Below are 14,278 nucleotides of genomic sequence, written 5' to 3'. Positions count from 1 at the left end.
TAGCTATTTTTTACAGAACTTAGGAGTTTGAGAGCTGAATGTATCTAATTACATTATTAGTAGACATATGTTGCAAAAAGTATATCTAACAGCAATCAGAAAGTCATTATAAAATTTTGATTGGATTAAAATTCCACATGTAAGGCATAATAATGCTTAAGAAATTCCAATTAGGGTAAAAAATCGCAGTGTCAACTGCGGATATTGGGTGATTAAAATGTGGAAAACGCTTGTTTCTTATCTTCTAGATTGGAAAGTGTTTGTGCAAGCTTTTATCGTATTTTTCGTTCCTTATGTGGCCTCACGAGTTTTTAGCTGGATCCGTACATTAGAGAAAGAGTGATGAGGATGAAAGAACAGGAATCACAGATGAAGCAGATAGAAAAACAAGCTGATACATATAAGGAGCAAAGCGCAACAGGCCATTTTACAGGAAATTTCACGATGGATTTAACGAGTGTAAAAGAAGAAATTCGTTATAATTCGGACGTACACTTTCGCGAGTTTAACATTGGGTGTACAGACGTTCGAGCGGCGCTTGTTTTTGTGGAAGGACTGTCGGATAAAGATCTTATCGATATGCATATTATGAAGTCATTGATGCTTAATTTTTATGAAGAGTATAAGGGGACACCGTTTTATGTGGAAGGTACCATTTCAAAAGAGTTTATTAAGAATCGGGTCCTTTCTATTAGTGGCATAGAAGAAGCTCATTCTATAAAAGAGTTGATGTCAAAAGTGTTAATAGGTTCAACGGCACTTTTGATTGATGGATTATCAGATGTATTAATTCTTGGTACAACGAAAGGGAAAACGCGGAATGTTGAAGAACCCATATCAGAGGTATCGGTTAGAGGTCCACGGGTAGGCTTCACAGAAACTTTAAGTGATAATACCGCCCTTTTGCGACGCCATGGTGAAAATGAGGGCTTAGCATTAATAAAATTTCAAGTAGGAAAGCGGGCAAAAAAAGAACTAGTCATCGCCTATATGAAAGAAATTGCTGATTCGGAATTAGTAGAAGAGGTTAAGAAAAGAATTCAGAAAATCGATATTGATAATGTGCCGGAATCAGGATATGTAGAGCAGCTCATCGAAGATAATTACCTCAGTCCTTTTCCGCAAGTACAGAGTACGGAGCGCCCTGATCGGGTCATCGCTGCATTAATGGAAGGTCGGGTTGCGATTTTATTGGATGGAACGCCTTTTGCTTTAATTGTACCAGTTACATTTAGCATGCTGATGCAATCACCTGAAGATTATTATGAGCGTTGGATTCCAGGCACATTTATCCGTTTATTGCGTTTTGGAGCAGCGATAATTTCTCTTTTTGTACCTGCTTTATATATTTCTTTTATCTCATTTCACCCCGGATTGATTCCAACTAAGTTAGCTATTTCAATTATAGGAGGCCGAGAAGGGGTTCCGTTTCCTGCACTTATAGAAGCGCTGTTTATGGAAATAGCCATCGAAATTTTACGGGAAGCAGGATTGCGTCTGCCTAAACCGATTGGTTCAGCGATGGGGATTGTCGGTGGATTAATCATTGGAGAGGCTGCAGTACAGGCAGGGATTGTCAGTCCAGTTATGGTCATCGTAGTAGCAGCAACCGCTATTTCCTCCTTCGCGCTCTCACATTATAGTACAGCAATTCCACTACGTATTCTTCGTTTTGTAGTTATGTTTTGTGCTGCCATATTTGGATTATATGGGGTCATTTTGTTTTTTCTTTTCTTATGCAGTCATGTAGCGAGATTGAAGAGTTTTGGTGTGCCCTATGCCAGCCCAGCCGTTCTTTATCGATTTAATGATTGGAAGGATTTCGTGATTCGTATGCCACTTCAGATGATGAAACGTCGTCCGAAAATGTTGAATCCGAAAGATTCAATACGAAAAGGAAGTGAAGAGTGATGATTACCGGCCCGAAAGATCGAATTCCTACTTCGCAAGCAGTTGTCATTCTTATTAATTATGTACTTGCAGTAGGAATTCTCACTCTACCTAGAACAGCCGCGGAGAAAGTCAAGACACCAGATGTTTGGATAACTGTTATTGTCGGGGGGTTAATTGCGATGGTTGCAGGGGTAATCATCGTTAAATTAAGTCAACAGTTTCCTGGAAAAACTTTTTATCAATATAGTCAAGACATTGTAGGAAAATGGGTGGGGGCGTTACTTAGTCTACTCATTGTAGGCTACTTTGTTATACTTTCCTCATTTGAAGTTAGAGTGCTAGGAGAAGTAACAAGTTTTTTTTTACTGGAAGGCACCCCTGGGTGGGCTATTATCATGCCGTTTATGTGGGTGAGTATTTATTTGAACTTAGGCGGTATAAACTCGATAGCTCGTCTGTTTGAAATAATATTTCCAATTACAGTCCTCATTTTTTTGGTAATTTCCTTTATGAGTATTGGAATATTTGAGTTAGATAATCTCCGTCCTGTATTAGGATTAGGAGTTATGCCAGTATTAAAAGGCATAAAAACAACAACTCTCGCATATTCAGGAGCCGAAATCATGTTACTCCTTTTGGCATTTATGAAACATCCACTCCAAGCTGTAAAAGTCGTTCTCATCGGAACTGCTATTCCCTTAATCTTTTATGTCATTACAGTTGTTATGGTGATAGGAGCGTTTTCAGTTGATGGGGTGGTAATGAGAACCTGGCCTTCAATTGATCTTATGCGAAGTTTTGAAATCCCCGGTTTGATATTTGAACGGTTTGAGTCTTTATTACTTGTGATATGGATCATGCAAATATTTGCAACTTATACAATCTGCTACTATGCGGCTGCCTTGGGATTGGCACAGCTTTTTAACAAGAATAGTCACTCATTTATGTACGGGTTACTTCCGGTTATTTATATCATTGCTGGGATACCGAAAAACATTAATGATCTATTTAAATTTGGGGATGTGATCGGTAATGCGGCGATAATATTATTTGGTATCCTACCACTGCTTCTCCTTGTAATTTCGAGATGGAGGAAGAGAAAGAATGAACCGAAGTGTGAATAATGTACGATTTCTTTTCGTTGTATCATCAGTTCTTTTGCTTCTGGCTCTTACAGGATGTTGGAGCAGTCATGAAATTGAAGAACTCGGTTTCGCGGTAGGTTTGGCATTTGATAAAGGGAAGGAGACGAATGTTGAGAGAGAGATAGAAGAACAAGGAGGAGGTTATCAGAAAAAAAATCTTGTAACATCAACCTATCAATTTGTTACACCACAATCATCATCAGGAGGAGGAAAAGGTGGAATATCACAACAAAAACCTTACACGAATATTTCTGAAACTGGAGATTCCCTTCACCAATCGATTCGTGAAGTTTCATTAAGACGGCAGCGTCCTATAATCTTCCATCACACGAAAGTGATTGTTGTTAGTGCAAATCTTGCACGTACGTATAGTTTGAAAGAATTACTGGATATTTATATCCGTGATAATGAGATGAGACCAAATTGTCTCGTGTTGATTAGTAAAGGGCGAGCTAGCGAGACATTGAAATCAAGGGGAAAAGGAGAAATTCCAGCGTTCCTTTTGCTTGGAATTGCGGATAATCAATATAGATCATCGCGGATTTTACCTCCTATGCCGCTTGCTAAATTACCAGGAAAGATACGGTCAGGAGCTAGTTTTCTTTTGCCAAATGTGATTTCGGTAAATGGAGAAGTGAAATTTGCGGGCGCTGCTGTAATCAAAGGGAAGACAAAAAAGCTGCGTGGCTTTTTGAATGAAAATGAGTTGGAAGGCTTAACATGGCTAACTGGGAAAGGGAAAAGCGGTTTGGTGAAAAGTTTTGATAAAAAGACAGGAAAACCCATCATGTATGAAGTGAAATCTATGAAAAGTAAAATTCAACCCCACGTTAAAGGGGATAATATCTCTTTTGATGTGGATATCCAATCAGAGGGACGGCTATCTGAAAACTGGGTCACTTCGGGAAAAGCTTTTGAAAATAAGTTTCTAAAAAGTGTAGAAAAAGCTGCGAAACAAGAAGTGAATCGATTGGTGAAGCATACATTAAAAAAGACTCAAAAGGAATATCAGGTCGATGTTGCTGGCTTCGGTAACAGATTAAGAATTGAGTATCCAAAAGTATGGGAAAAGGTTAAAAAAGATTGGGATAAAACATTTAGTGAGATTCCAATCAAATACAGCGTAAAATTAACTATTAAGGATTATGGTGCAGAAGGGGATTAGAAGTAGGAGCCTTTATTCAATAGGTTTTTATCTATTGACGCCAAGAGTAACAAGGCTTTAGAAAAAAAGCGGTTACAATCAACATCATCTAAGGAAAGAAAGATATTAATAGAAGCTAGATGCTGATGTTTAACCTTAGGTTCAATTACAAATAATCATTCATCTAGGTTTTCTACAGCTACGAAGTATGTTTAGATAATTTCAACATCATTTCAATTATATTGAAATGATGTTTTTTGTTTCTAATATAGTTACTATTTTGTATTTAATTTATATATTGATTTATCTGAAAAAACAATTGTATTTTTCAAATAAATCAATTATTATAAATAAGTAATTTGGCGATTGTATAACGAAAGGAAGATGAAGAATCTTTCTAACTGTTCGGAATGATTAATAAGAAGTGAAGAATGATTTTAGGGGCAGCTTTTAAGTTAGATTAAAAAAGTGACGCTTGCTTCATCATTTTGATACCTAATAGAAATTGTAGTATAGTGTTCAGCTTGGGATTTAATAGCGTAAGAGGGGGAAATGGAGTGGCAAACAAAGAACTAAAGAGAGGCTTGGAAGCGCGTCATATTCAGATGATTGCTTTGGGCGGTACAATTGGTGTTGGTTTATTTATGGGTTCAGCCAGCACGATTCAATGGACAGGCCCGTCAGTAATGCTTGCTTATGCAATCGCAGGGATTTTTATATTCTTCATTATGCGTGCAATGGGAGAAATGTTGTATGTAGAGCCAGGTACAGGTTCATTTGCGACGTTTGGCCATAAGTATATACATCCATTAGCAGGGTATATGACAGCATGGAGTAACTGGTTCCAGTGGGTAATTGTTGGAATGTCAGAAATTATAGCAGTTGGGGCATACATGCAGTATTGGTTCCCGGATCTGCCGGCTTGGGTGCCAGGTATCATCACAATGGTGATTCTTGGTGCGGCAAACTTAATTTCTGTTAAATCATTTGGTGAATTTGAATTTTGGTTTGCGATGATTAAGATCGTTACAATTGTGTTGATGATTATTGCGGGGTTTGGACTTATTTTCTTCGGATTTGGTAACGGAGGGAATGCAATCGGTTTATCTAACCTTTGGGAAAATGGCGGCTTCTTTACGGGTGGCTGGTCAGGGTTCTTCTTTGCACTATCACTAGTTGTTGGGGCTTATCAAGGTGTCGAATTAATTGGGATTACAGCTGGCGAAGCAAAAGACCCGAAAAAAACGTTAACTAAAGCGATTCAAAGTACGATTTGGCGTATTTTAATCTTCTATATTGGTGCGATTTTTGTTATTGTAACTGTTTACCCTTGGGATCAACTAAGCTCAATTGGTAGCCCGTTTGTTGCAACTTTTGCAAAAGTTGGGATTACAGCAGCTGCTGGACTGATTAACTTTGTCGTAATCACAGCTGCAATGTCTGGCTGTAACAGTGGTATTTACAGTGCAGGACGTATGCTTTATACATTAGGAGTGAACGGACAAGCGCCAAAATACTTTGCAAAAATTTCCCGTAACGGTGTGCCTTTATTCGGTACGATTGGTGTCTTAATTGGTTTAGCGATTGGCGTTATTTTAAGTTATATTGCACCAAAAAACTTATTCGTGTATGTATACAGTGCAAGTGTGCTTCCTGGTATGGTTCCGTGGTTTGTCATTCTGATTAGTCAAATTCGATTCAGAAAAGCAAAAGGAGCTGAAATGGACAATCATCCGTTCAAAATGCCCTTTGCGCCTGTTACAAACTATTTAACGATTGTCTTTTTAATTATGGTACTAATTGGTATGTGGTTCAATGAAGACACACGGATCTCCCTTATTGTAGGAGTTATTTTTCTGGCTATCGTTATCATTAGTTTTTATGCTTTTGGAATAGGCAAACGTGTTCCAGTAGATGCTCAAACAGATGATGAAGTGACTAACCGATAATTCACTTTGTTTGGTTAACGTTAGAGTAAGTAATAGCGAGTAAAAAAATCAATAAAGTAAAATTATAGGTGAAAAAGGAGTGATATTAATAAACCACTCCTTTTTAGCTTTTTGAGTTTTTTATTTAATTGCTTTGTTACAATTTATTGTTTTTATGAAGAAGAAAATCTCACCCATCAACTCAACGGGTGGTTTTTTTATGCGGAAATTTAAGGGAAATATGATGAGTAATGTATTGGCGCAGAGTTTTTTTATTGGAAAGCTAATAAAACGAAAAATAAACTGGCTTTGTAATAGGAGTCGGATTTACTTTCTTTTTATGCTGGGGCAAGTGGACTCCAGAAAAACTGGAAATGGAGCACTGTATTCCCATCTTGTATGATACCCGCAGTACTAATTCCCCATGTATTTACGAAAGAAGTATTGATAGCATTGAGAAGTTTCTTACTGTAATCACTGTTAGTCGATGAGCCAACTCTCTTTTGTTTTAACCAATATTTTCTTAAAAAAGACCTCTAAAAAAACAAATGTTTTGTATATATTAGGAGTCATTACCTTGTATGATTATTCTCTTTTACTAAATCGTATTGTTTTATGTGTAGATCTTCGTAACTTTTATGCGAATGTATCATGTATCAAAATGGGACTTGACCCTTTACGTACAAAACTAGCGGTAGTAGGGGACGTCAATTGCAACGGTTCAATTGTTTTAGCAGCAACGTCATCACTTAAGAACCTCGGTGTTAAGAAAATGAGCCGGCTATATGAAATCCCACGGCGGCAAGATGTACTTATTGTAAATCCGATAATGGAAACGTATATCAGATGTTCGAATTACATAACGAAATTAGCGCTTGAAGATTTCCACCAGTACAGTATTGATGTTCTGTTATATTAAAGTAAAATATATCCAATTGTTTACTTTTTTCTTAAGAAGTATATATTTTAATAATTTACTAGGTAATTTATAGTAAAATATTTATTAAATTAAGAAAACGAGGTGGGAATTGTAGAGTGGAGTATCAAGATACATATGGATTAGAAGTAAAAAAATGGAGGTATAATATATGGAAAACTTTATTGATAAAACATTAGATGTCCTTTTGGGAGGAAATAACTCTACATTATTGGCTGCAAATCTTATTTTTAATGTTATTTTTGGTATTACTTTAATCATTGTTGGTTTGGTATTAATTAAAATCCGTAAGAACCGTCAAAAAAAAGGCACAATTGGTTCTATCCTTGTTGTCATTGGACTTGTCGCGGCCGTATTTAATCTAATAAGGATAGTATTTTAAAAGTACTATCCTTATAAATTTGTGTTTTTGATAATGTAATATAGATATAAATGGAATTTAGGAATATATAATCTGGAAATTAGCATTTTACACAATTGTTCTCCCCCTCAGTATACTAACTTGGGTGAGTATCTCGATGATTATCAGCTTTAGAATCATAAGAATACACGTAAAATAATTGGAGGTTCAATTAAACTCGAAGAAGATGAAATTGTAGATTATAAATGGATTCAGCTTTCAGAACTTATAAATATTGAAAATGAAGTACTACGTAACGCTGATGTAAACAAGCAAATAATAAATAATCTACTACATAATAATTTATATTCAATTTCTATTTTTAATAAACAACTTGTAAATTAATTTATTGTTCAATAGGAGCTTTTGTGGGAAATTCGATAATTGAATTAAATGCCATCAAATTATCAAACTTTGTTAAAAGTGCATTTTCACTTTTTTTATAACATAAGGTTTTGTGCGACACTTTTAATCAAACTTTATTTCAAAGCAACAAAATACTCAAATATATTATCAAAATGAGAGTAGATAAGAGCTTACTTTTGCGAAATTATTAACAATAAAAGTAAAAAAGTGTGCAACTAACTTTAAAAATCACATTCTTATGCGATTTATCAGTAGCGAACTTTTTTCTCATTGGACATCATCATTTTGAAGAAAGCAGGGAAGGTTTGATTCGTGCATTATTAATTATAGCAACAATTATGCTTCTTGAGTGGAGTTAGAGTAGAAAGATGGGAAGATTAATTTTGTATTTGAGAAATGACAAATGAATCCTACTTTAAATAATATTAAAAATTTTTGATGCGGTATAAAGACAACCGAATGTTTCAGAGTGCTAATAAAAAGCAAACGACCGATGAGAAAGACTCAGTAGGTTGTTTGCTTTTTTTTGTACTGTTCTTTTTAGTTACTTTAAAAAGAAGTTTAAATTTCTTTTTTATTTTTTAGTGATAGCAATTGCTTAGAATTACAATACTTTTTACTTGTAAAGTGGATGAGCAAAAAGTTGTGAAAGTGGATGGTCCTTTTTTAACAAATATCCCTTATTATAAAAGGGAAAGGTAGTATTTTTTTAGTATCTTGGTTATGTTCTTATCCAGAAAATATAAAGTTTTTTAAGTTTAACTATTAGATTTTCTGTTCAAATAGACTGGTTTTAGAGAGGGGAAAGCCAATGAAATTTGCAATTTCATTAGTCATTATTATTGTAATTGTATCACTCTTGGGAACGGTATTAGTTGCAAGAAACGTGGAGGGAAATTACGATCAGTCTACGAAGCAGAATGTGACTAATTTGTCTACTATTTATATCGTACTTCTTTTAAGCCTTCTCATAGGAGTTACGTGGTATGCGATTGCCGTCTTGTAGTCTTTCCATTTTTGTGAAAGTGGATGGTCAAAATAATATCAAATAGGATGTTTATTTCTTAGAACTATTCTTTATTATAAGGATGGAAAGATATATTACCTTTTAACGAAAACGTAAAGAAGTTCCATTCCTCAAGTATGTGAATGTGCGGCAGGAGCGGTAGTTCACTTTGTATTTATGCTTAGTTACTACTATTCATATTGTAGAATTAATGAATATCTTAATAAATGGGGCAAACTATGCTAAATCTAAAAAGGGAAATACTTTCAAACTAACTTTCTTACAGAAGTACTTAGTATATAGTAAAAAGAGGTTAACACCTGAACTTTATTTAAATCAACAAAAAACTTGATGGTAAGGGGGAGGGGACTAGATGGAATGGAAACCCAATCGTGCAGATAAGACGCCGCTCTACAAACAAATTGCTGACTATATAGAACGGGGAATTTCTTCAGGAGAATTTTCTTCAGATAGTATGTTACCTTCGGAACGTACTTTAGCAAAAGAGTTGCAAGTTAACCGCAGTACGATAGTAGCAGCATATGAGGAACTGAAATCACTTGGGGTAGTAGAGAGAAAAAAAGGAAGCGGAACGCGTGTAAACACAGATATATGGGGGATATCGCGTAAACGTATCCCAAACTGGGGTAGATATGTAGAAGATGGTTCATTTCTCCCGAATCTGCCACTGGTTCAACGAATTCGAACTGAAACTCAAAAGGATGATTTGATTAATTTGGCTAGCGGTGAATTGTCACCAGATTTGTTTCCAACCGATCAGTTTCGTACTATTCTCTCAGAACAAACATTTACGGGGAATCTGGGTTATGATCATCCACAAGGAAATGAAATGTTAAGGAAAACAATTTCTTCACATGTTGATGCATATAAAAACATAGATGCTGATCCATGTTCTATTTTAATCACATCGGGGGCTCAACAAGCGCTTAATCTTATTGTTCAATGCTTGCTTAAACCGGGAGATGCTATTGCTATTGAGGATCCATCTTATTGTTTTTCGCTTCCGATGTTCAAATCTGCTGGGTTAAAAATATTCCATTTACCTGTGGATCAACATGGCATGAATCCGGATGATCTGATAAATTTACACAAAAAGCACCGAATTCGAATGATATTTCTAAATCCGGATTATCAAAATCCAACCGGAACGGTTCTTTCATTGTCCCGTCGTAAAAAGATTTTGGAATTGTCATCTGAATTTGGTATACCAATTGTGGAAGATGATCCTTATAGCTTAACTTCCTTCAATGGAGAAGTAAATCCAACCTTAAAATCCATGGATCCTAATGGAAATGTTCTGTATATAAGTTCATTATCGAAAATCGTAGCATCTGGATTGCGAATTGGGTGGGTTATTGGTCCTCCGCGAGTCATTGAACGTTTAGCAGATGCAAAGCAGCAAGTAGATTTTGGACATAGTGTTTTCACTCAATGGATAGCAAATCAATTTTTAGAATCAGAAAATTTTCATGCACATATCTCTATGCTTCGCAAACAACTTAAACAGAGAAGGAATCAATTAATCACAAGTCTTGGTGAACTTTTAGGTGATCGGATTGAATTTTTTGTTCCAGAGGGTGGAATCCATTTATGGTGTAAGGTGCAGGACTCAATTAATGAACATTATTTATTAGGAAGAGCTATACAAAATGGTGTAGCTTTTGTTCCAGGGAGTGTTTTGGGTTCGGAAAAAGAGTATGTACGCTTTACTTTTGGAAGAGTAAACACGAACCACATTCATGTAGGGGTTACAAGATTTGTGGAGACTCTAAATAGCATTCGATAATAATGCATATAACAAAGTAAAGAAAGGGAGATGGTGTATGCCAAAATAGTTGCATAATACATGTTTTATTATCATTCAAATTGTCACTATGAAATGTGTCTTTGTTGGGAGCTTATTGCCCCTAGGATATGTATTGATGATTCTGAATATTTATATTTATTAAATTAAATTATTAAGAGGTGAATACTAAAAATGTGTTCTCAATTTAAAACTCCTTTGTTTACTGCACTTGTAGAACATGCACAAAAACAACCAATCCAATTCCATATTCCGGGCCATAAAAAAGGAAGAGGGATGGATCCTGAATTTAAAGAGTTTATTGGCGAAAATGCTCTTTCCATAGATCTAATCAACATCGCACCATTGGACGATTTACATCATCCAAAAGAAATAATTAAACAGGCACAGGAACTGGCTGCTGAAGCATTTGGTGCTGACTATACCTTCTTTTCTGTTCAAGGAACGAGTAGTGTCATTATGACGATGGTAATGAGTGTATGCGGACCGGGAGAGAAAATTCTGGTACCCCGTAATGTACACAAATCTATAATGAGCGGTATTATTTTCTCAGGTGCAACTCCTATTTTCATTCACCCTGAGGTTGACAAGAATCTTGGTATTTCACACGGGATTACACCTGAAGCTGTAGAAAAAGCGTTGGAACAGCACCCAGATGCTAAAGCTGTACTTGTAATTAACCCTACCTATTTTGGAATCTCTGGAGACTTGAAAAAAATTGTAGACATCGCTCATACACGTGATATTCCGGTTCTGGTAGACGAAGCGCATGGTGCCCATATTCATTTCCACGATGAACTTCCTTTTTCTGCAATGCAAGTAGGCGCTGATATGGCATCGACAAGTGTGCATAAATTAGGGGGATCACTGACACAAAGTTCCATTTTAAATTTGCAAGGAAGTCGTATTTCACCGAAGCGTGTACAAGCGGTTTTAAGTATGTTAACAACTACATCGACTTCATATATCTTGCTAGCTTCTTTGGATGTGGCTAGAAAACGACTAGCGACTGAAGGACAAGTTTTAATAGAAACTACGATTCGTTTGGCTGAACAAACCCGTGCACAAATTAATGGAATTGAATATCTGTACTGTGTCGGCCGTGAGATTTTAGGAACAAATGCTGCGATTACCATGGATCCAACTAAACTTCTTATTTCAGTAAAAGATCTTGGCATTACTGGTTATGATGCGGAAAAATGGCTTCGTGAAAAGTTTAACATTGAGGTTGAACTGTCAGATCTGTATAACATTCTTTGTATTATCACACCCGGTGATACCGAACAAGACTTATTAAAGCTTGTTCATGCGTTGAAAGAACTGTCGGTTGCGTTTGAAAATCAGACGAATTCAAATATAAATGCGTCTGTATTATTACCAGACATTCCAGTACTCGCTTTAACGCCGCGGGAAGCATTCTATGCCGAAACGGAGATGATTCCATTTGAAGAAGCGGTCGGAAGAATTATGGCCGAATTTGTCATGATTTATCCGCCGGGCATTCCTATCTTCATTCCCGGTGAAATTATTATGGAAGAAAACCTAATATATACGAAAAAGAATAAGGAAGTAGGTCTTCCTGTTCAAGGTGCTGAAGATTATGAGCTGAAATCATTTCGCGTAATAAAAGAAGATCGTGCTATAAATGAATAGTTTCAAAGAATTATATTTTTTAGAGGAAAAAAGAGGAATATATAAGAAGTCAAAAACTTTTTAAAAAAGCACTGAGCTAAAGTATTGTAGAATTGGATATCTTATCTTTTATAGTTACTATTATAAAAACTTATCAAATGTCTGGAGGTATCTAGTTGAAGTTCATAGCGTTTTTACTTCAGGTAGGAATGTTATATGCGTTTAGCTTGACTGGAGAATGGATCCAGAAGACATTTAGTCTGTCAATGCCAGGGAGCTTAATAGGAATGTTAATGCTTTTCATTTTTCTTTATTCCGGTGTTTTACCGGTGAGATGGCTTGAGCTAGGCGCAGAAAAATTAATAGCATTCCTACCTTTATTTTTAATTCCCTCTACAACGGGATTAATGGAGTACGGTTCTTTTCTTTTAAGCAAGGGAAGTGTAATGTTCTTTATTGTTATTTTGAGCACTTTAGTAACATTGCTCATTTCAGGATATGTCAGTCAATTGTTGGTGACCTCAAAAAAATAGAAACGACAGGATGAGTTTTTAATATGAGTTGGATTATTATAACTGTTATTTTATATCTATTGGCAATAAAAATATATAAAAGGTTTACATCTCCTTTTACTTTACCGGTGTTAACAGTTACAACAATTATGATTTGTTTGCTTCTCACTCTTGAAATCTCCCATGATTATTATAAGGAGAATGGTGGGAAGTGGCTTTCTGATCTTCTTAATCCAGCAATCGTTGCTTTAGCTATTCCGTTGTTTAAAGAGCGAAATATACTAATTAAAAATTTTTTATCGATACTTACAGGGGTGGTAGTCGGTATAATTGCCCTAGTAAGTTTAAATGTGTTTTTTGGTAAAGTGTTCCAACTGGATAAAGAACTTATATTAACCGCTATACCACAATCGACAACGATGCCAATTGCTATTTCATTATCTCACCAAATAGGTGGTATTCCCTCTATGACAGCTAGTTTTGTAGTGGTTGCAGGCATAACTGGAGCTGTTATGGGTCCAACTGTGCTAAGATTTTCCCACATAACAAGTACGATTGGAAAGGGAGTTGGGATGGGGTGTGCGTCCCATATTATTGGCGTTAGCCGTATGTTGAAAGAAAGCGAGGAAGAAGCGACTATAGGTTCAGTGACAATGATTGTAACAGGGTTACTCATAAGTATATTAGTACCGTATGGAATGGGACTTTTGTTTTGAATAGCCTGATAATTAAACTCTAAATTTTGGACATACTGATACTAGTATTCTCACTAAAGTATGCGGTTAGTATGGGGAAAATGTACAAAAATTAACTAATTGTCCTATGATAATATGAGTTATATAACAATATTATTTTAGAACGGAACGGAGATGATAAAATATGACGACCTGGTTTATACTTTCGTTGATTCTTATGGGTTGTGTTAAAATAATAGTGACGTGTCTTCCAACCTCTGTTGTGGAGTCGTTTGCTAGCAAATTTGAATTGCATCCAAAACTTAGTGACGCGACTGTCACCGTAACCATCGACGGAAAACGCTTGGAAGGTGAAGATAAAATTCAAGTTATTAATCATTTTAACCAAGCACTATTTTTAGAGCGATATTATTTTCCTCCAAATAGCAGTGGGACTCCATTGGTCATTGATACTAAGAGGGGCAAAAACGATGTTAGGTTTTCTGTGTACAGTTACAACGATCACGTTGATGTAGTCAAACAGTACAAGAAGAAAGTAGTCGCGTATAGTCTGCGTTCCGATAGCCTTCAAAAACGTTCTATGTTAGTAACGGGAGATTTAGTTTAAAAGGATCATCAAGAGACGGTCTTTTTTTAAATACTCATTATAAATACTGATAAGTTAATTTGAAAATAATTCCTAAGTAAGTTTGCTACCTTACCTCTGTTCGAAATAAAAAAAGAGGATTCCTACAATGTGTAGTCCTATATTTTTTTGTTTTTTTACAATTTAGGTCTTGATAAGTTACTAGAAGT

General features: G+C 35.8%; 12 protein-coding genes and 1 pseudogene. All 13 read left to right on the top strand.

Annotated elements, in window-relative coordinates; genetic code table 11:
- Positions 1-369 precede the first annotated feature (369 nt).
- Positions 370-1,911, top strand: a complete 1,542-nt coding sequence (locus QRE67_RS17310; RefSeq protein ID WP_483298712.1) for a spore germination protein — start codon at positions 370-372, stop codon at positions 1,909-1,911.
- The gene (locus QRE67_RS17305; RefSeq protein WP_286125309.1) at positions 1,911-3,017 is read left to right on the top strand and encodes a spore germination protein; all 1,107 of its coding nucleotides are present in this window, start codon (positions 1,911-1,913) and stop codon (positions 3,015-3,017) included. The genes QRE67_RS17310 and QRE67_RS17305 overlap by 1 nt, the downstream gene beginning before the upstream one ends.
- On the top strand, positions 2,998-4,203 hold the full coding sequence (locus QRE67_RS17300; protein ID WP_286121465.1) for a Ger(x)C family spore germination protein: 1,206 nt from the start codon (positions 2,998-3,000) through the stop codon (positions 4,201-4,203). Before QRE67_RS17305 ends, QRE67_RS17300 begins: the two co-directional genes overlap by 20 nt.
- A 536-nt stretch (positions 4,204-4,739) precedes the next feature.
- On the top strand, positions 4,740-6,131 hold the full coding sequence (locus QRE67_RS17295; RefSeq protein WP_286121464.1) for an amino acid permease: 1,392 nt from the start codon (positions 4,740-4,742) through the stop codon (positions 6,129-6,131).
- Positions 6,132-6,687: 556 nt separating this feature from the next.
- A pseudogene (locus QRE67_RS17290) lies at positions 6,688-7,023 on the top strand (Y-family DNA polymerase); the annotation flags it as partial.
- 175 nt (positions 7,024-7,198) lie between these two features.
- The gene (locus QRE67_RS17285) at positions 7,199-7,429 is read left to right on the top strand and encodes a hypothetical protein (RefSeq protein ID WP_286121463.1); all 231 of its coding nucleotides are present in this window, start codon (positions 7,199-7,201) and stop codon (positions 7,427-7,429) included.
- Positions 7,430-8,022: 593 nt separating this feature from the next.
- Positions 8,023-8,172 carry a hypothetical protein gene (locus QRE67_RS17280; RefSeq protein ID WP_286121461.1) on the top strand — a complete coding sequence of 50 codons (150 nt, stop codon included), beginning with the start codon at positions 8,023-8,025 and terminating at the stop codon, positions 8,170-8,172.
- 452 nt (positions 8,173-8,624) lie between these two features.
- Positions 8,625-8,819 carry a hypothetical protein gene (locus tag QRE67_RS17275; RefSeq protein WP_286121459.1) on the top strand — a complete coding sequence of 65 codons (195 nt, stop codon included), beginning with the start codon at positions 8,625-8,627 and terminating at the stop codon, positions 8,817-8,819.
- Positions 8,820-9,192: 373 nt separating this feature from the next.
- Complete coding sequence (gene pdxR, locus QRE67_RS17270; RefSeq protein WP_286121458.1) at positions 9,193-10,626, top strand: MocR-like pyridoxine biosynthesis transcription factor PdxR; 1,434 nt, start codon at positions 9,193-9,195, stop codon at positions 10,624-10,626.
- A gap of 192 nt (positions 10,627-10,818) precedes the next feature.
- Positions 10,819-12,297, top strand: a complete 1,479-nt coding sequence (locus QRE67_RS17265) for an aminotransferase class I/II-fold pyridoxal phosphate-dependent enzyme (RefSeq protein ID WP_286121457.1) — start codon at positions 10,819-10,821, stop codon at positions 12,295-12,297.
- A 155-nt stretch (positions 12,298-12,452) separates the two neighbouring features.
- Positions 12,453-12,809 (top strand): CidA/LrgA family holin-like protein, encoded by a 357-nt coding sequence (locus QRE67_RS17260; RefSeq protein WP_286121456.1) that lies wholly within the window; start codon positions 12,453-12,455, stop codon positions 12,807-12,809.
- A gap of 23 nt (positions 12,810-12,832) precedes the next feature.
- Positions 12,833-13,504 carry an LrgB family protein gene (locus QRE67_RS17255; RefSeq protein ID WP_286121455.1) on the top strand — a complete coding sequence of 224 codons (672 nt, stop codon included), beginning with the start codon at positions 12,833-12,835 and terminating at the stop codon, positions 13,502-13,504.
- Positions 13,505-13,667: 163 nt separating this feature from the next.
- Complete coding sequence (locus tag QRE67_RS17250; protein ID WP_286121454.1) at positions 13,668-14,090, top strand: YfmQ family protein; 423 nt, start codon at positions 13,668-13,670, stop codon at positions 14,088-14,090.
- The last annotated feature ends 188 nt before the right edge of the window (positions 14,091-14,278 follow it).

The organism is Bacillus sp. DX3.1, assembly GCF_030292155.1.
GTDB lineage: Bacteria > Bacillota > Bacilli > Bacillales > Bacillaceae_G > Bacillus_A.
The sequence above is the reverse complement of the archived record's forward strand: the minus strand, read 5'-3'. Positions and strand labels throughout refer to the sequence as shown.

Coding starts and splice junctions, on each gene's coding strand:
- QRE67_RS17310 (WP_483298712.1), top strand. CDS start 370: ATGAAGCAGATAGAAAAACAAGCTGATACATATAAGGAGCAAAGCGCA.
- QRE67_RS17305 (WP_286125309.1), top strand. CDS start 1,911: ATGATTACCGGCCCGAAAGATCGAATTCCTACTTCGCAAGCAGTTGTC.
- QRE67_RS17300 (WP_286121465.1), top strand. CDS start 2,998: ATGAACCGAAGTGTGAATAATGTACGATTTCTTTTCGTTGTATCATCA.
- QRE67_RS17285 (WP_286121463.1), top strand. CDS start 7,199: ATGGAAAACTTTATTGATAAAACATTAGATGTCCTTTTGGGAGGAAAT.
- QRE67_RS17275 (WP_286121459.1), top strand. CDS start 8,625: ATGAAATTTGCAATTTCATTAGTCATTATTATTGTAATTGTATCACTC.
- pdxR (WP_286121458.1), top strand. CDS start 9,193: ATGGAATGGAAACCCAATCGTGCAGATAAGACGCCGCTCTACAAACAA.
- QRE67_RS17265 (WP_286121457.1), top strand. CDS start 10,819: ATGTGTTCTCAATTTAAAACTCCTTTGTTTACTGCACTTGTAGAACAT.
- QRE67_RS17255 (WP_286121455.1), top strand. CDS start 12,833: ATGAGTTGGATTATTATAACTGTTATTTTATATCTATTGGCAATAAAA.
- QRE67_RS17250 (WP_286121454.1), top strand. CDS start 13,668: ATGACGACCTGGTTTATACTTTCGTTGATTCTTATGGGTTGTGTTAAA.